This is a genomic window from Bacteroidota bacterium, from assembly GCA_038746285.1.
Taxonomy (GTDB): Bacteria; Bacteroidota; Rhodothermia; order Rhodothermales; family JANQRZ01; genus JANQRZ01.
This window is the reverse complement of record JBCDKT010000073.1, coordinates 1-15474: the sequence shown is the minus strand read 5'-3', so window position 1 is coordinate 15474 and position 15474 is coordinate 1. Positions and strand designations below refer to the sequence as shown.

Annotated in this window: 16 protein-coding genes; 5 read left to right on the top strand and 11 right to left on the bottom strand. The window is 69.1% G+C overall.

Going from position 1 to position 15474, the window contains the following annotated elements:
- From AAGI91_16365 to AAGI91_16345, 5 genes are all read right to left on the bottom strand, one after another.
- A partial coding sequence (locus AAGI91_16365; protein MEM1044184.1) for a response regulator transcription factor occupies window positions 1-620 on the bottom strand: 620 nt, incomplete at its 3' end.
- Window positions 621-786: 166 nt separating this feature from the next.
- The gene (locus AAGI91_16360; GenBank protein MEM1044183.1) at window positions 787-2715 is read right to left on the bottom strand and encodes a PAS domain S-box protein; all 1929 of its coding nucleotides are present in this window, start codon (window positions 2713-2715) and stop codon (window positions 787-789) included.
- 85 nt (window positions 2716-2800) lie between these two features.
- Window positions 2801-3457 (bottom strand): hypothetical protein, encoded by a 657-nt coding sequence (locus AAGI91_16355; GenBank protein MEM1044182.1) that lies wholly within the window; start codon window positions 3455-3457, stop codon window positions 2801-2803.
- A 125-nt stretch (window positions 3458-3582) separates the two neighbouring features.
- A complete protein-coding gene (locus AAGI91_16350) occupies window positions 3583-3861 on the bottom strand; it encodes a polyhydroxyalkanoic acid system family protein (protein MEM1044181.1) in 279 nt (92 codons plus the stop codon).
- 13 nt (window positions 3862-3874) lie between these two features.
- Window positions 3875-4015, bottom strand: a complete 141-nt coding sequence (locus AAGI91_16345) for an alanyl-tRNA synthetase (GenBank protein ID MEM1044180.1) — start codon at window positions 4013-4015, stop codon at window positions 3875-3877.
- 59 nt (window positions 4016-4074) lie between these two features.
- On the opposite strand from AAGI91_16345, the gene AAGI91_16340 reads away from it, so the two are divergent.
- Complete coding sequence (locus AAGI91_16340; GenBank protein ID MEM1044179.1) at window positions 4075-4650, top strand: gamma carbonic anhydrase family protein; 576 nt, start codon at window positions 4075-4077, stop codon at window positions 4648-4650.
- On the opposite strand, the gene AAGI91_16335 is transcribed toward AAGI91_16340, so the two are convergent.
- Complete coding sequence (locus AAGI91_16335; protein MEM1044178.1) at window positions 4605-4922, bottom strand: type II toxin-antitoxin system RelE/ParE family toxin; 318 nt, start codon at window positions 4920-4922, stop codon at window positions 4605-4607. The two genes, AAGI91_16340 and AAGI91_16335, sit on opposite strands and share 46 nt — an antisense overlap.
- Before the next feature lies 1 nt (window position 4923).
- Window positions 4924-5220, bottom strand: coding sequence for a type II toxin-antitoxin system ParD family antitoxin (locus tag AAGI91_16330; GenBank protein MEM1044177.1), 297 nt, complete (start codon window positions 5218-5220; stop codon window positions 4924-4926).
- A 180-nt stretch (window positions 5221-5400) separates the two neighbouring features.
- Here AAGI91_16330 and AAGI91_16325 point away from each other — a divergent pair, with 180 nt between their 5' ends.
- From AAGI91_16325 to AAGI91_16310, 4 genes are all read left to right on the top strand, one after another.
- Window positions 5401-5961, top strand: a complete 561-nt coding sequence (locus tag AAGI91_16325; protein MEM1044176.1) for an NfeD family protein — start codon at window positions 5401-5403, stop codon at window positions 5959-5961.
- A 78-nt stretch (window positions 5962-6039) separates the two neighbouring features.
- Complete coding sequence (locus AAGI91_16320; protein MEM1044175.1) at window positions 6040-7536, top strand: flotillin family protein; 1497 nt, start codon at window positions 6040-6042, stop codon at window positions 7534-7536.
- Window positions 7533-8066: a gluconokinase gene (locus tag AAGI91_16315; protein ID MEM1044174.1), complete on the top strand. Its 534-nt coding sequence runs from the start codon at window positions 7533-7535 to the stop codon at window positions 8064-8066. Before AAGI91_16320 ends, AAGI91_16315 begins: the two co-directional genes overlap by 4 nt.
- A gap of 138 nt (window positions 8067-8204) precedes the next feature.
- A complete protein-coding gene (locus AAGI91_16310; GenBank protein ID MEM1044173.1) occupies window positions 8205-8897 on the top strand; it encodes a hypothetical protein in 693 nt (230 codons plus the stop codon).
- A 147-nt stretch (window positions 8898-9044) separates the two neighbouring features.
- Here AAGI91_16310 and AAGI91_16305 read toward each other — a convergent pair whose 3' ends face one another.
- The 4 genes from AAGI91_16305 to AAGI91_16290 form a co-directional block, all read right to left on the bottom strand.
- A complete protein-coding gene (locus tag AAGI91_16305) occupies window positions 9045-9596 on the bottom strand; it encodes a hypothetical protein (protein MEM1044172.1) in 552 nt (183 codons plus the stop codon).
- Window positions 9597-9773: 177 nt separating this feature from the next.
- Window positions 9774-13049, bottom strand: a complete 3276-nt coding sequence (locus AAGI91_16300; GenBank protein ID MEM1044171.1) for a DUF4397 domain-containing protein — start codon at window positions 13047-13049, stop codon at window positions 9774-9776.
- Between the two features lie 446 nt (window positions 13050-13495).
- Entirely contained in the window at window positions 13496-15058 is a 1563-nt protein-coding gene (locus tag AAGI91_16295) for a T9SS type A sorting domain-containing protein (protein ID MEM1044170.1), read from the bottom strand.
- Window positions 15059-15070: 12 nt separating this feature from the next.
- Window positions 15071-15474, bottom strand: a 404-nt coding sequence (locus AAGI91_16290; GenBank protein MEM1044169.1) for a T9SS type A sorting domain-containing protein, incomplete at its 5' end; no start/stop codon positions are given.

The following is a 15474-nucleotide window of genomic DNA, read 5'->3' as shown; positions in this document are numbered from 1 at the left end:
GTCTCGACCGTCTTCCGACTCAGGTTCAGGCGCTCGGCGATCTCCTCGGTCGGCTTGCCCTGGCCCAGCATCTGGAAGACCGCCATCTCGCGGTCGGTCAGGTCCTCCAGCCCCGGCGTCGACTCCCCGAGCCTGGCCGCGCCGGTGTGCCCGGCCGCCACCTTGGACAGGATGCGGCTGGCCGCCCGGCGGTTGAGGTAGATCTCGCCGGAGGCGGCGCAGCGGATGGCCTCGGCGACGCTCTGGGTGGGCTCGCTCTTCATGACGTAGCCCCGGGCACCGGCGCGGATGGCGCGCTCGGCGTAGACCTCCTCGTCGTACATCGAGAAGACGACGACTTCGAGGCGTCGGTGCTGGGCGCGGAGGTTCTGCACGAGGTCGAGGCCGTGGGCGTCGCCGAGGGAGATGTCGATGACGGCGACGTCGGGCTGTGCGTCGCGCACGAGGTCGAAGGCGTCGCGTGCGGAGCCTGCGAGTCCGCAGAGTTGGAGTCCGGGCTGGGCGCGGATGGTGTCGGCGATGGCCTCGCGGATGGCGGGGTGGTCGTCGACCACGACGACCCGGATCGGGGCCGGCGCAGGCGGTGCGTCGGGGGGAGACGTAGAGGTGCTCGAGTTCATGCCGTTAGCTGTGGGCGCTGGCGGCGACGCACGATGGTACGAGGGCGTGGAAGCAGGGACTGAGTCGCATCGGGTCAACAACCATGCCCGGACGCAATACCGCACCGAGATGGGTAGAAGGGGCAGCAGGGAAAGGCAGCGGGAAGATAGAGACAGCAGCAGCAGTTCAGGCCACAGGTGCCGTCTCCGCCGGCAGCTCGACCCGAACCAGGGTGCCGACCTCCAGCTCGGAATCTATGGTTAGAGCGGCGCGGATGCTGCTAGCCCGCCGCTTCATGCTGTAGAGCCCGAGCGAGCGTCTCGTCTTGCGCTCCTCGTCGAACCCCTGTCCGTCGTCCTCCACTTCGAGGGTCACCGTGTCGTCCTCGCGCGTGAGACGGATCCAGACATGCTCGGGCTCTGCGTGCTTCAAGGCGTTGTTGACGGCCTCCTGCGCAATCCGGTAGAGCTGGAGCTGGGTCTCGTAGTCTACCACATCGGCCCCGCCGTGGTGCGTGAAGGAGCAGCGAGCGTCGGAGATGGCGTCCATTGTGGCGCAGAGGCCCTGCAAGGCGGATCCGATGCCTTCCTGGTACAACTGGGGCGGGACCAGCCCCCGGCAGATCTCGCGTACGCGCTGCAGGGCATCCTCGGCGAAGGCCGTCACCTTGCGCGTCGCGGCGAAGCCGTCGTCGTCCGGCGCGAAGTAGCGGTGCCCGAGGTTCTCGCTCAGCATCCGGATGCCCGTCAGGAGCTGGCCGACGCTGTCGTGGAGGTCGCGCCCGATGCGCTCCTGCTGTTCTTCGAGCACCGCCACCATGCGGCGCTCCATCTCAACGCGCGCCGAGACCTCGACGCAGCTTCCCCAGATGCGGACGAGCGCGCCGCGCTCGATGCGCCCGACAGCGTTGAGGGAGAAGTGGCGGGTGGCCTGCCCAGCGGCCGGGACGGACAGTTCGTAGTTGTAGAGCCGGTAGCCGTCCTCGACAAACGCTTCGAGGAGCTTGCTGCCGAGCGCCGGGACGAGGAGGCGTACCGGTTTGCCGACAACAGCTTCGGTGCGCGTGGCCCCGAGGAGCCGGGTCATCATCGTGTTGCACTCGGCGAGGTAGCCGTGCTGGAGGATCTGCTCCGCCTGGAGCGCCGGGAAGGCCAGGGCCGGGACCGGCTTTGCGATGTCGATGCGCCAGACGCCTTCGGAGATGGTCTGGACGAACGTGCGGTAGCGCTCCTCGCTCCGCTTGCGGTCGGTGATGTCGCGCATCACCATCTGCACCGCTTCGAGCCCGTGGAAACGCACCGCGACGGCGACCGTCTCGACCGTCCGCTCAGTCCCGTCGAGCCGGACGATCTCGTGCTCGAGCGGCGTCCGCGTGGACCCCTCGACCTGCTGCAAGTCCATGAGGTCGATCTGGTCGGCCGGTAGGAAGTCGCGCAGCGCGTAGTTCTGGAGCGCCCTCAGGTCGTCGATGCCGAGCAGGCGGGCGCAGGCCTCGTTGGCGTAGAGGATGTTCCCGGCGGCCGTGACGAGGATCGGCTCGGGGTTGAACTCGACGAACTTGCGCCAGCGCTCCTCGCTCTCCTGGAGCGCGCGCTCGGCGTCGCGGCGGCTGAGGTAGCCTGCGAGGAGGTCGCCGAAGACCGAGAGGACGCGCCCGTGCTCGCGCAGCGCCTCGCTGGGGAGGGCGGCGTGCTCGATGCCGAGGTAGCCGACGAACCGGTCCTGCTTCGACAAGAGCGGAATGGCGACGCCGGCAGGCTCGCGGCCCTCGGTGCCGGCGTGGACGGGCTGGTCGCGCACGGCGTGTGGCTGGGCGTTGGCCAGCAGCCGCAGCGTCGGGCTGGCCGAATCGATGTCGCCGCCGAAGAGCGACTGCTCGCTGGAGGCCCCGTCGCGGTGCCAGCGCGTCATCGTGCCGAGCGGCGCTTTGGCACCGTCGAGCGCGCCGCTCTCGTCGGGGATCGTGACGAGGTAGGCGCACTCGGCCCCGAGCGCTTCGCCCAGGATGCGGAGTACGTCCCGCAGGTCGGCCTCGCCGGAGGAGACCAGCATATGCGAGACGCTCGCGAGCGCCTGCTCGATCACCGAGCGCTGCTCGAAGGGTTCGGGGGACATGGGAAACGGTAGGGGAAGGCGTTAGCACCGGAGGATACGGAATGGACTCGCCGGACGACAGGGCACCGACTAACCCCCGCCCGGATCAACCGGCTCCGTCGCCCGAGGTCTCGAGCTCCGCGATCCGCAGCGGGCTGGCGTCGATGAACGCGTCGCGGGCCGCCTCGGCGACCTTGTTTGTGCTGTAGGCGTCCGACGCGCCGCCGAGCACGCCGCCAACGAGCGGAAGGCTGCGGCGCGGAAACTGCCGCGTGACGACGTTCGTGACGCCCCACCGCCCCGCTCGCACAGCGAGGCCGACCGTGCTCTCGGCCAGAAACCGGATGCCCCGCTCGGCCAGCTTCACCGCCGAGCGGTCGATGACCTCGACAGCCTCGTCCTCCTCCGTCGCCTCCTCGGTGCCGCGCCCGAGCAGGCAGCCGATGGCGCGCTCGCGGACTGCCTTGTCGTGCGGGTCGTGCCCGCCCATGAACGCGGTGGCCGCGGCGAGGTGGAGCTGAACCAGCGCCACGCCCGCGAGGTTGGTCGGTAGCGTGACGGGGAGCATCAGGAAGCCGGGCAGCCCACACACGAAGCCGGTGCTGGCGCAGAGCATCGTGTGGGTCTTGCCCATCTCCTCGGCGCGCTCGGTGAGCGTGCCGGGGCCGGAGAGAAACCGCGCCGCCGTCTCGGCGGGCGTGCCGAGCACGGGGAGGCCACCTACGGCGCGGTTGTAGAGCAGGCGGAGGATGTGAGAGCGCATCGTGGGGAGAGTGGGGAGAGTGGGGAGAGTCAAGAAAAGACTACCAAGTTACCGAGGCCGTCGCGCTCCGCGCCAACGGTCTACCGTCCTCTGTCCACCGTTTCACCGTCTTCCACCTGCCGTCCTCAGGCCGGAATGTAGCGGTCGAGGTAGGCTTCGATCTCGCCGCGGATCCGGTGGCGCATCGGGCGCAGCACGAGGCCGAGCTTGACGAGCACGCGCACCGCGTCGTCGCCAGCGAGGAACTGTGCGTCGAAGCCGGCCCCGCGCGCCACGAGCGTGTCCCCCTCCCAGTGCGTGCGGAACGGAAACGCGCCCCGCAACTCAGCGGCCACTTCCTCGGCGGCATGGCGTGCCCCGTTGAGGCCGAGAGCGTGGGGCCGGGTCACGTCGATGTGGGCCATGGCGATGCGGAGGTTAGCAGCCGAGCCAGACGAGGAGCGCCGGGAGGCTGAGCCAGAGCAGGCCCTTGATGAGGAAGAAGAGAAACCCGGCTACGCCGAAGCGCTTGATCCACGTCGTAGCTTTGCGGTCGGGCGGCGGAACGGTCTCGGACATGGCGGCGGATAAGTAGTCCGGTTCCAACGCCCCGAGCCGCCCGGTGATTCCACGCGACTATGATCGAACCCTTCCTCGGCACCCACCCTCACCTCGGAGGCGACAACTTCGTCGCGCCGACGGCCGCCGTCATCGGCGACGTCACGCTCGACCGCGGCACGAGCATCTGGCACGGGGCCAGCCTCCGCGGCGACGTGCATTTCATCCGCATCGGGGCCGGGTCGAACGTCCAGGACAACGCCACGGTCCACGTCAGCCGGGGGACGCATCCTGCTGTCATCGGCGGCGGCGTCACCATCGGACACAACGCGGTGGTCCACGGCTGCACGGTCGAAGACGACTGCTTGATCGGGATGGGTGCTATCGTGCTCGACGGAGCCCACGTCGGCACAGGCAGCCTCGTCGGAGCCGGGGCGCTTGTGACAGGCAACACGATCGTTCCGCCGCGCTCGCTCGTGCTCGGGTCCCCAGCGAAGGTGGTGCGCTCGCTCGCCGACGGCGAGGTCGAGACGATCCGGGCCAACGCCGCGCACTACGTCCGCATGAGCGCGATGTACCGGGGCGAGGTCACGCCGGAGGTCAACCCGTTCTACGAGCGGTCAGGGAACAGGCTGGGATCTACGTCCCGCTCCTGACGCAGCACGCGGGCGACCAGAACGGCGTCTCCATCCTCGGGCGTGACATAGTAGAACACGGTCACCTTGAGTCGCTTGATCGGAAAACTCCGAAGGTTTTCCGAGAGATCGCCCCGCTCGCGCCCCATGTTCGGAAAGACCGAAAGCTGTTCGAAGGCATCTGTGAGTGCGTCGATGAAACGGTCAGACGCCTTGTCGCTGTAGTCGCTCAAGTGGCCCAAGAGACCGAGAATGTCGTCCTGCGCCGGGCTCAGCAGGTCGTAGTGCCTCATGCTAGACTACGATGGAGTCTGGACCTCCAGGCGGAGGCCGCTCCCCGCGCTCGACCTCCGCTCTGAGTTCGGCCATGCGCTGCCGCGCTTTCTCCTTCAGTGCCTCGCGTGTGAACCTCACGGGCCGACCGCTGTCGAGCGCCTCCTGGAGGAGCCCACGCAGCGCTTCAGTCTTTCCCTCCTGCTCTTCGAGCAGCCGGAGGCCGGTGCGGACGACCTCGGAGGCGGAGTTGTAGCGGCCCGACTTGACGAGGGCGCGCGTGAAGCGCTCCAGTTCGGGAGTCAAGGAGACGTTCATCAAGGCAACGGATAGAATGGATGATCTCGAATGTCAATCCTTGTTATCAAGTTCCGGTGGCGTCTAGTCGTGAAGCCCCGGCGAATGCCGTTATGCCGACCTCGTGCGGCGTAACCGGCCGCCTTGCGCATGCGTAGCGCAGGCTGTATCATCTTCCACTCATCTGTGGGGAGGTGCGCCATGACTGACGTGTATTGGATCTGTCTGTTCGGAGGACTCGTATTCACCGTCCTCACCCTCCTCTTCGGTGACCTCCTCGACGGACTCGACTTCGACGGGCTCGGCGACGTTCTCGACCCGCTCTCGTTTGTCGGCGGGCTGACGGCGTTCGGCGGGGCGGGTGTGGTGCTCGGGGAGATGACGGCCCTCGCCACGGTCCCGGCAGCGGTGCTCGCCGCGTGCATCGGCGTCGGCCTCGCGCTCGGGATGCACTTCGTCTACGTCAAGCCGATGAAGCGGAGCGAGAACTCGACCGGCTTCTCGATGCGGGAGTACCACGGCAAGCTCGGCGAGGTCATCACGGCGATCCCGGCCGAAGGCTTCGGCGAGGTGCTCGTCACGATGGGCGCGTCGAACACCTTCCAGACGGCCAGCTCGTTCAACGGCACCGAGATTCCGCGCGGCACCCGCATCGTCGTCGTTGAGGTGCGCGGCGGTGATCTTCTGGTGACGCCGTTCGACGAGTTGACGCCCGTCGACGGGGTGCCGATACCCGACGCGCCGGCGCGCTTGCCTTCTTGACCGTTGCGTTCGTGCGGGCGACCAGCCGGTCGCCCCTACGCCTGCCTCAGACATTCGCTCATTCAACCGGAGACTGCTATGGACCTCTTCCTGACCCCAGGCATGACCGCCATCGTCCTTGTGGTCGTCGTCCTTGTTCTGCTCGTCATGATGCTGGCCTCGCGCTACAAGACCGTCAGCCCGGACGAGGCCATGATTATCACCGGCGCGGCGATGGGCGGCAAGAACGTCCTCACCGACGAGTCCGGGCGCCGCGTCAAGATCGTGCGCGGCGGCGGGGCGTTCATCGTGCCGATCGTGCAGCAGCGCGAACTCCTCTCGCTGCTCTCGCACAAGCTCGACGTCTCGACGCCCGAGGTCTACACCGTCCAGGGCGTGCCCGTCATGACCGACGGCGTCGCCGTCATCAAGGTCGGCAGTTCGGTTGAAGACGTGGCGACGGCGGCGGAGCAGTTTCTCGGCAAGCCCGACGAGGCGCTCCGGGCCGAGGCGCGCGAGGTCTTGGAGGGCCACCTCCGCGCGATCCTCGGGACGCTGACCGTGGAGGAGGTCTACCGCAACCGCGACAAGTTCGCCCAAGAGGTCCAGGAGGTCGCCGCCCGCGATCTGAAGAAGATGGGCCTCCAGATCGTTAGCTTCACGATCAAGGACGTGCGCGACAAGAACGGGTACCTCGAAGCGCTCGGCCGGCCCCGCATCGCGGCGGTCAAGCGCGATGCCGACATCGCCGAGGCCGAGGCGGTGCGCGACGCTCGGATCAAAAAGGCCGAGGCCGACGAGAACGGGAAGAAGGCCGAGCTCGTCCGCGACACGAACGTGGCCGAGGCGACGAAGGAGAAGGAGCTGAAGGTGGCCTCGTTCAAGCAGGAGCAGGACACCGCCAGCGCCGCCGCCGACCTCGCCTACGCCGTGCAGGAGGCGTCGAGCCAGCGCCAGGTCGTGGAGGAGCAGATGCAGGTCGAGCTCGTCCGCAAGCAGCGCGAGGTGGAACTCGAGACGCTCGAGATCGAGCGCCGCGAGCGGGAGTACGACGCCGAGGTCAAGAAGAAGGCCGACGCCGACCGCTACCGCGTCGAGCAGGCCGCCGAGGCCGCCAAGAACCAGCGCATCCGCGAGGCCGAGGCGCAGCAGTTCGCCATCGAGGCCGAGGCGAAGGCCCGCGCCGAGGGGACCCGCGCCGAAGGCTCGGCCGAGGCCGAGGTCATCCGGGCGAAGGGCCTCGCCGAAGCCGAAGCCAAAGAGAAGCTCGCCGAGGCGTTCGAGAAGTACGGCGAGGCCGCCGTGCTCGACATCATCGCGACCATGCTCCCCGACTTCGCCGGCCGCGTCGCCGCCCCGATGGGCAACATCGACAAGATCTCCGTCGTGGACACCGGCGGCGGGCAGGGCGCGGGCCGCGTCGCGGGCTACGTCACCGAACTGATGGCCTCCTCGAACGAGATGCTCGGCAACGTGGCGGGCGTGGACCTCAACGCGCTCGCCAAGCGTCTCACCGGCAGCGACGCGCCGAGCGAGCCGCCGCGCTTGGTCCCGCCGAAGTCCGGCGATGGGGCGGCGGCCGATGACGAGGCGTGAGCGCGCCGACCGTGCTCGTGCTGATGGGCGTCTCGGGCGTCGGCAAGACGACCGTCGGGCAGCACCTGGCTGCGTGCCTCGGCTGGGCCTTCGCCGACGCCGACGCCCTGCACCCGCCCGAGAACGTGGCGAAGATGCAGCGCGGCGAGGGGCTGACCGACGCCGACCGGGCCCCGTGGCTGCGCGCCGTCCGCACCCTCATCGACGAGTGCATCGCGGCGGAGCTGCCAACGGTGCTCGCCTGCTCGGCGCTCAAGCGGGCTTACCGCGATCAGCTACGCCGCGACGATGACTGCGTCGCCGTCGTGTGGCTGGACGCTCCGCACGCCGCTCTCGCCGAGCGCCTGGCCCGGCGGCCGGGACATTTCGCCGGGCCGGACCTGCTCCCCAGTCAGTTCGCGGCGCTGGAGCCGCCATCGCCCTCCGAGGCCGTCCGGGTTCGCAGCGAGGGATGCGCGGAGGACACGGCCTGGGAGATAGTGAAGATGCTCGGACTACGGCACGGACCGCGCGCGCGGCACTGCCCGTAGCCGAATGCGGGGTTAGCTTAGCCCCAGCGCTCCGAGCGCCACAGGCCGTCTTCTTCCGACACGCTATACTCCATGCATCGTCTTCTCTCTCCGTCAGCGTCTTTTGGTGCTCTAACGCTCCTCGCGCTAGCCGCGCCCGTGGCTGCGCAGGACATCTTAGACGCCGACACCTACCAACTCATCGAGAGCGTCGGGTGGAACGGGTTCACGGACTACCGCTTTCTCGGGCACGCCGTGCTCGTGCTGATCCTGGCGACCGTCCTCGGCGCGCTCATCGCCTACCACCCCCGGACGCTCAAGCGCGTCGACACGCTCGACGAGGCCGAGGCTCCGAAGGTCTACATCACTTACGCTGTCGTCGGGGCCGTCATCGGGCTGATGGTGGTGCAGTACGGGCTCGTCGTCGGCTTCGTCGTCTTCGGGATCGGCGGGCTGTTCCGGTTCCGCACGACGCTGCCGTCGACGGCGGACACGGGCCGGCTGATTCTGGTTGCCCTGATCGGGCTTTCGTGCGGGCTCGGGTTGCCCCACCTCGGCGTGCTCACGACGGCCTTCGGGTTCGTGCTGATTTTCTTCATGGAGCGCACGGTGACGTGCCAGCTCTACATCAAGAACATCTCCAGCGGCGATCTGGAAGAGGCCTCGGCGGCCTACCTGGCGCTGATCGAGCGCGACGGGCGCGTGATCCGGCAGAGCCGCAACCACACCAAGAAGCAGATCGCGTTCGTCTTCCGGGTGCCCAACGGGTTCGAGCACGAGGCGATGGAGCGCAGCTTCGACGAGGAGATCCCCAGCAAGCTGCACGGGATCGCAGACTGGGAGGTGTACTAGCGCTGCAATAGCCCGCACGGCCAGGTTACCCTGAGCCTCGGCCGGGCCCGAACCGAGATCTCATGATCTCATCGCCACGCCCTAGATCCTGATCGGGGTCCGGGATGACGGAGGCACGGAGCCTGTCGGCTCTATCTTGCCCGAGGGCTAGGCCTTTTTCTTCCGACGGGCGCGCCGCTTGGGAGGCGCGTCGCTGGCCGGGGTCTTGCCGAGGTGGTCCTTGCCCTGCTCGTAGAGCTCCAGGTACGAGGTCAGCGGGTAGCGGTCCTCGTAGATCTCCTTCATCTTCTGGAAGCGCAGCTTGCACGCCATCTTGAAGGCCGTCTCTTCGCCGTACTTGCGGATCGAGAACGACGTCCCGCGCGCCTCGCCGGGGGCCGGGTTCCACGACACGGCGTAGACCTCGTGGCGGTGGCCGTGGCGGTCGCGCTTGAAGGTCCGCGAGACGCCGAGGACGCCGGTCGCGTTGTTCTTGTTGTGGCGGATGAGGCGGCGCTTGGGCTCGCTCTCGGGCATGGCGTCCACTTCTGCCTGCAACTCGTCCCGGTAGACGAGCGCCTGCTGGAAGGCCTCCTCCTTGCCGCCGCACTTGCGGTCGCTGAAGAGCTTGGAATAGGTCTTTCCGTGGCGGTAGACACGGACCTGCCATCCGTGCGTCGAGTCGGAGTCGATCCGAATGACGCCTTTTTCTCGGGGCATAGGGTTGGGTGAAGCTATGACTTGGGCGATGGTGAGACAATATATGGCATACGGCGTATGTATGGCGCACAGTAGCCCCGGGGTACCCCGTCCCCGACCGCCGGGGCCGCCACCAACGCAGTGCGGGTTAGACTCCGGTCTCGCTCGCGCGGCCTCCTGTCCTCTGCCTCGGTGCCCCTACCGGACGACCGTCACGCGGCCGGTCTCGACGGTCGTCTCGGTCGCCGTCTCTGCCGACAGCCGGTAGAGGTAGACGCCCGAGGGGAGTGCGGCGTCCACCGTCAGCGTCCGGCCCCGGCCGGCGGCGACAGGCTGCGGCGCGAGCGCGAGCACGCGGCGGCCGAGCGTGTCGTAGACCTCCAGGCCCACGCGGGCGTCGGCGGGCAGGTCGTAGCGCACCGTCATCTGGGTGGCGAACGGGTTAGGGTAGGTGCCCTGGAGCGCGAAGGCCGTCGGGAGCGCGGTGCCGTCTTCGGCCGAGACCGAGGCCGGCTCGGCGAACAGGGCGGAGCCGTCGGCGAAGACGACGAGGAGGCCGAAGCCCGGCGGGGTGCCGTTGGTGTCGTCCTCGTTCTCGGGCGTGAGGAAGCCCGAGGCGAGGACCGTCCCAGCTTCGTCGATGCGCCCGGAGAAGTCTACCTCGAACAGCGCCACGCTCGTCACGCCGTCGGCCGTGGTGACCTCCAGCATCTGGAGTTCGGGCGCGAAGGGCTGGTAGCCGTCCTGCCCGCCAAAGGCCACGTCGTCGAAGATGACGATGTCCTGCGTCACGCCCGTGCGCACGTCGACGGCCGGCGCGTCCGGCGTGCCGTGGACGAAGTTCAGGTCCGAGTTGGTGTCGTCCGTGTCCGATTCCAACTGGGCCATGTCGTTGACGACGAGCGTGAAGGCGATGTCATTGCCGTCCGGGTTGGCCTCGAAGCTGCCGTCCCCAACGCCGGTGGCGATGAGCTGGTAGTTGATCTCGGTCAGGAGGGTGTAGGTCTCCGTGAAGATGGCCTCGCCCGCGCTGGACGAGGTGCCGGGCGCGACGGCCACCTCGAGCTTCACGCCCGCCGGCACGACGGCGAACGGGGTGCCGGTGCGGAAGGCGAGGTCATCCTCGAACAGGTCGCCGTTGACGTAGATGTCCACCTCGTCGAAGGCCGGGTCGGGCGCATTGTGGATGATCTGGAGGCGGGCGCTCACCTGGTCCTGCGCGACGACGTCGGTGGCCTGGACCGGGTTGAGCTGGTAGCCCGCGTCCGGGTCGTCGAAGTCGAACTGGCCGAGGACGCCGGTGTAGTCGAAGCGCGCAAGCGGGATCGGGGTGCCGTCGATGTCGGTGTCGTCGGCGTTGGGGACGCGGAGCGTGACCGACCCGTCGCTCAGGCTAGCGTCCGAGATCTGGTAGGTCGTGCTGGGCTGGAACTCGGTGTCGCCGTCGCCGAGGATGTTGAGGTTGACAAGCTGGACGAGCTGGCTCTCGAACATCTCGCCGCCAGCGGCGATCTCGGCGAGCGTCACGATCTCCACGGCCGGCAGGTCGTCGGTGCCGAGGAGTTCGTAGTCGTCCTCGCTCCCGAGCTGCTCGTTGAGCTGGAAGAGCGAGGCGAACTCACTCGTCAGCCCGGTGACGCGGAGGACGGTGCCGGTGGTGATCGTGCCGTCGTTCACGTCTTCCATGAACGGGCCCGAGGTCTGGCGAATCGTGAGGCCGCCGGTCGCGTCCTGGATGCGGGTGAAGTCGCCGAGCGCGCGGGTGACTGTGCCCTCGACGGTGACGAGACTAAGAAGTGGAGCGTTGCGGGCGGTAGCGATGTCCACCTCGCCGAGGGACTGGGCCAGCAAGGCGGTATTGCCGTCGGGAAACACCAGGAGCAAGCCGAAGCTCGGCGGGGTGCCGTTGGTGTCGTCCTCGTTGCCGGGCGTGACAAACCCCGAGGCGAGGACAGAGACCGCCTGTCCGCCGAAGCCGGAGAAGGGCGCGAAGAAGGCTCCCAGAACCTGGGTGCCGTTGGCGTTCTGGACCTCCAGGATGTACTCGTCGGCCGGGACCCCGGCGTACGCGGTGACGACGCCGTAGGTGAGGTCGTTGGCCAGTTGGAGGTCGTCCACGAAGAGGTCGAAGCGCGGCCCGTCGGTGGACCCGTGGACGATGTTGAAGCGGACTTCGCCCGGCCCGTCCGAGGTCTCGCGCGCCATCGCGTTGACGAACAGCTCGGCCGCGATGTCCTGGCCGTTGGGGTTGGGCTGGAACTGGCTCGGGTCGGCCACGCCGCTGGCGATGAGCTGGTAGGACTCGCCCGATTCCAGGGTGAGCTCCTCGAAGATCAGTTCGGTACCGTCCTGGGCGCTAACAGACACCGTGTAGTCTCCGGGGTTGAGGTCGAAGAATGCCGTGGCTCCGCGGAAGGGCACATCGTTAAACAGCGTCTGCGTGGGAGGCAACGCCAGGCCCGCGATCAGGACATCTACCGTGTCGGCCGCCGGGTCGGGGGCGTTGTGGATGATTTGCACGCGGGCGAGGTCGGGCGTGTCCTCGTCGTTGATGGTGAGGGTGAACGTCGAGGGCGGCATCACCATCGCCTCTCCGCTCGTCACCGCGAGTCCGAACACCGCCTCTTCGTCGCCCTCCACGTCCGCGTCGTCGGCGAGTGTGAAGGTGGCCGAGAGGGTCTCGTTGTCCGTGTCGCCGTCGAAGGTCAGCGTAGCCGTCGTCGCGCCGTCGAAGTCGGCAGCGTCGGCGGTGCTGGCGAGGGCGTCGAGCGCGACCTCGACCGTCACGTCCGCGCCGTCGGGGGCGTCGTCGGGGTAGTCGATCTCGACCGAGAGGTCGATGCTCTCGCCCTCCTCGGCCGTGCCCGCGCTCGCGGTGAAGCGCACGATGGGATCGGTGCTCGGCGGGGCAAACGTCTGCCCGCTGTTGACGCTGCCGAAGGAGTCGCCGGCCGGGGCCTGCCATGCGAAGTCGGCGTAGGCCAGGCCCTGCCCGACCAGTTGGAGCGACTCGCCTGCGGCCGTGCCGCCGCCCTCGGCCACGCCGATGTCGGTCGAGGTGAGGCCGTCGGCGGGACCATCGGTCGCGGTGAAGGTGCCCTCGTAGGAGAGGAACTGGCCGGGCACGACCACGCCGCCCTCGGTGAGTGCCAGCCCGTCGGGGTCGCCGTTCTGCACGACGACCGCGAGGGAGTAGACCGTGAAGTCGCCGTCGGTGTCGCCCTCGGTGAAGTCCGTGCCGAGGTTGAGGGGGCCGTCGTAGACCGCGCCGCCGTTGCCGTTGTAGAGGTAGAGGTCGAAGTCGGCGGCGTCGGCCGCGCTCGGGAGGACGACCTCGACGGCCTCGCCGACGTCGCCGCCGGTGTTGTCGTAGTGGAGTTCGTTGATCCACTGCGCCTGCGACGGGGCAGCGAGGAGCAAGAGGGCAGCGAGGAAGCTGAGGGCGCAGGACGAGCGGGCTGTCACAAAGGACATAGTCGTGGTGGCTGTGCGGGGAGAGGGCAAGCGAGAAGGGACCAGCCTCGGGCACGGAGCGCGGACTGGCGGGGCAAAAACTAAGCGCCGGGCCGTGCGGTTCCGGCGGTGTCCGGCACGGATAGTGCCGTCGGTAAAACGCGATTCTCCTCCTGAACACAGGGGGCGTACCGCCCGTTCAGCTGTGCTCAGGACAGGCTCCGCAGGGAGGGGGGGTCGGCCTCAGCACTACGCCTGCCGACCCCTCCGGCCCTGCGGGCCACCTCCCCTGCCCTCAGGGGAGGAGGTTTCACCACCCGTTCCGGCGTGTTTTGCAGAGATGGTCGGCAGAGCGGACGCCTCGGCGAGGCGTCCCTGCCCTGCCGCGCCTCTACCCGGTCCGGTAGAGCGTGCTCGCCGAGCGCGCCGCTGCACTGGGCTTCAGCGCAACGTGCTCTAGCGGTGCGCTACGGGACGACCGTCAGCGGCTGCACCTGACGGGCTAGGCCGCTCGTCGCCCGGACGAAGTAGACGCCTGAGGGCAGACGCGCCGCGTCGAAGGCGAAGCGGTGAGTCCCCGCCTCAACGAAACCATCGTGGAGCACGGCCACCTCGCGCCCGAGCACGTCGAGCACAGCCACACGCACTTCGGCGCGCTCCGTCAGCGTGACGGGTACTGTTGCGCGCCCCGCCGCCGGGTTCGGGTAGGGCGCTCCCAGCCGGAACGCTCCCGGTGGCTCCGGCGCGTCCTCCGCCGACACCGGCGCGACGGTGAGGGTGACCGGCACCTCGGCTACGACCGGGCCGATGCCGTCGCCCGCACGCACCGACGCCACCGCTTCGTACACGCCCGGCCCGAGCCCCGAGGCGTCGAGCGTCAGTGTGAGTTCGGTTTCACCGTCCGACTCGACCTCGAACAGGATGGGTCCCCCGCGCAGCCACACCGGCGGCAGGGGCGCTGCCCGCACCGCGTAGACCCAGTCGCGCGTGCTCGCGCCCCCGAGCCCCGTCACCACCGTGAGATACAGCACCGACGGATCGAGCCGGCTCCTGACCACCCCGCCGAGTCGCAGCACCGAGCCGAACCCGTCCGGGGTGGGGAGGCCCACCAGCGGCGTCTCCGCCCCCCGGCTCCGCCCCGCCCGGTCCGTCACCACCACCCGCGTCGGGAGGTCCGACGGCACCTCGTCCGGGTACCCCCCCATCACCTCCAGCACCGCCGCGCCCGCCACGCCCGGCGCCGACGAGAGCGCGTGCGCGTCGAGCGCCGTGCCGAGGAGGCACGCCGCGGGCGGGCCCGGGTAGTCGGTGACGGGGTAGGGGTAGCCCGGGGCGGCCAGCCCGGTGGTGTCGGTGGCCCAGACGGTGTCGTTGGGGTGGTCGAGGTAGAAGAAGCGCGCCGCGCCGCCGGTGAGCGCGGGGGTGGCGGCGGCGTCGTAGGCGAGGGCGGCGGGTCGGCCGGAGGGGAGGAGGCAGGTGGCGTCGGGGTCCCAGAAGGCGGGGAGGGTGCGTCCGGTGGCCTCGCCGTCGAGGTCGGCCTCCAGCAGCAGCGCCTGCTCGGTCACGTTGTCGTCGCTCTGCACGTCGAGGAACCACAGCGTCCCCCGGTCGGCGTCGTAGGCGATCCCGACACCGGCCGCGACGAGCTTCGTGCGCGGGTGCTCGAACTCGCGCACGAAGGCCAGTTCGGGCGTGAACTCCAGCGCCTCGTCGCCGCTCTTCTTGACGAAGAGCCGTCCGTCGGGCGTCGTCGTGAGGTCGAGGAAGCCGCAGCAGATGGTCTCGCTCGTGAAGAGCACCGTGCCCGGTGCCTCCGGCGGGTCGCCCGCCCTCGGAGCCGGCGCGAGAGAGAGAGCGAACGTGGTGTCGGCCCCGGCGTTCGAGACGGCGAGCACGACCTCGGCCGTCTCGCCCTGAGCGAGCGAAACGGCGACGGTGTCAGGGGTCACGAAAACTTGCGCCGCCGCCGGAGCACTCCAAAGGAAGAGCACCCCGGCGGCGGCGGTCAGCGCACGGAAGCGTGCAGTCATGTCGAGCGAGCGTCAGTTCACGAGCGTGATCGGCTGAGTATACGCCGGCCCTCCGCCGGCCCCCGACACGGCCGCTCGGACGAGGTAGACGCCCGAGGGCAGGTCGGCCGCGTCGAAGGCGAAGCGGTGAGTTCCCGCCTCAGCGAAACCATCGTGGAGCACCGCGACTTCACGTCCGAGCACGTCGAAGACGGCGACCCGCACGGCGGCGCGCTCGGCGAGTACCACCGGCACGGTCGCGCTCCCCGCCGCCGGGTTCGGGTACGGCACCTCCAGCACGAGCGCCTCGACCGGTGCCGTCCGGCTCGCGGCCTCGGTGCCCGCCGTGCGGCCGAGCGCGGTCAGCCCCGCCCCACGTTCGCCGCCGGCCGCTTCCACAGCGTCGCCCAGCACGGCCGCCACGAGGGCCGCCGCCT

What these genes read in the sequence shown, in the direction of transcription:
- AAGI91_16360 (MEM1044183.1), bottom strand. Translation starts at nt 2,715, where the DNA reads ATGTCCCCCGAACCCTTCGAGCAGCGCTCGGTGATCGAGCAGGCGCTC.
- AAGI91_16355 (MEM1044182.1), bottom strand. Translation starts at nt 3,457, where the DNA reads ATGCGCTCTCACATCCTCCGCCTGCTCTACAACCGCGCCGTAGGTGGC.
- AAGI91_16350 (MEM1044181.1), bottom strand. Translation starts at nt 3,861, where the DNA reads ATGGCCCACATCGACGTGACCCGGCCCCACGCTCTCGGCCTCAACGGG.
- AAGI91_16345 (MEM1044180.1), bottom strand. Translation starts at nt 4,015, where the DNA reads ATGTCCGAGACCGTTCCGCCGCCCGACCGCAAAGCTACGACGTGGATC.
- AAGI91_16340 (MEM1044179.1), top strand. Translation starts at nt 4,075, where the DNA reads ATGATCGAACCCTTCCTCGGCACCCACCCTCACCTCGGAGGCGACAAC.
- AAGI91_16335 (MEM1044178.1), bottom strand. Translation starts at nt 4,922, where the DNA reads ATGAGGCACTACGACCTGCTGAGCCCGGCGCAGGACGACATTCTCGGT.
- AAGI91_16330 (MEM1044177.1), bottom strand. Translation starts at nt 5,220, where the DNA reads ATGAACGTCTCCTTGACTCCCGAACTGGAGCGCTTCACGCGCGCCCTC.
- AAGI91_16325 (MEM1044176.1), top strand. Translation starts at nt 5,401, where the DNA reads ATGACTGACGTGTATTGGATCTGTCTGTTCGGAGGACTCGTATTCACC.
- AAGI91_16320 (MEM1044175.1), top strand. Translation starts at nt 6,040, where the DNA reads ATGGACCTCTTCCTGACCCCAGGCATGACCGCCATCGTCCTTGTGGTC.
- AAGI91_16305 (MEM1044172.1), bottom strand. Translation starts at nt 9,596, where the DNA reads ATGCCCCGAGAAAAAGGCGTCATTCGGATCGACTCCGACTCGACGCAC.
- AAGI91_16300 (MEM1044171.1), bottom strand. Translation starts at nt 13,049, where the DNA reads ATGTCCTTTGTGACAGCCCGCTCGTCCTGCGCCCTCAGCTTCCTCGCT.
- AAGI91_16295 (MEM1044170.1), bottom strand. Translation starts at nt 15,058, where the DNA reads ATGACTGCACGCTTCCGTGCGCTGACCGCCGCCGCCGGGGTGCTCTTC.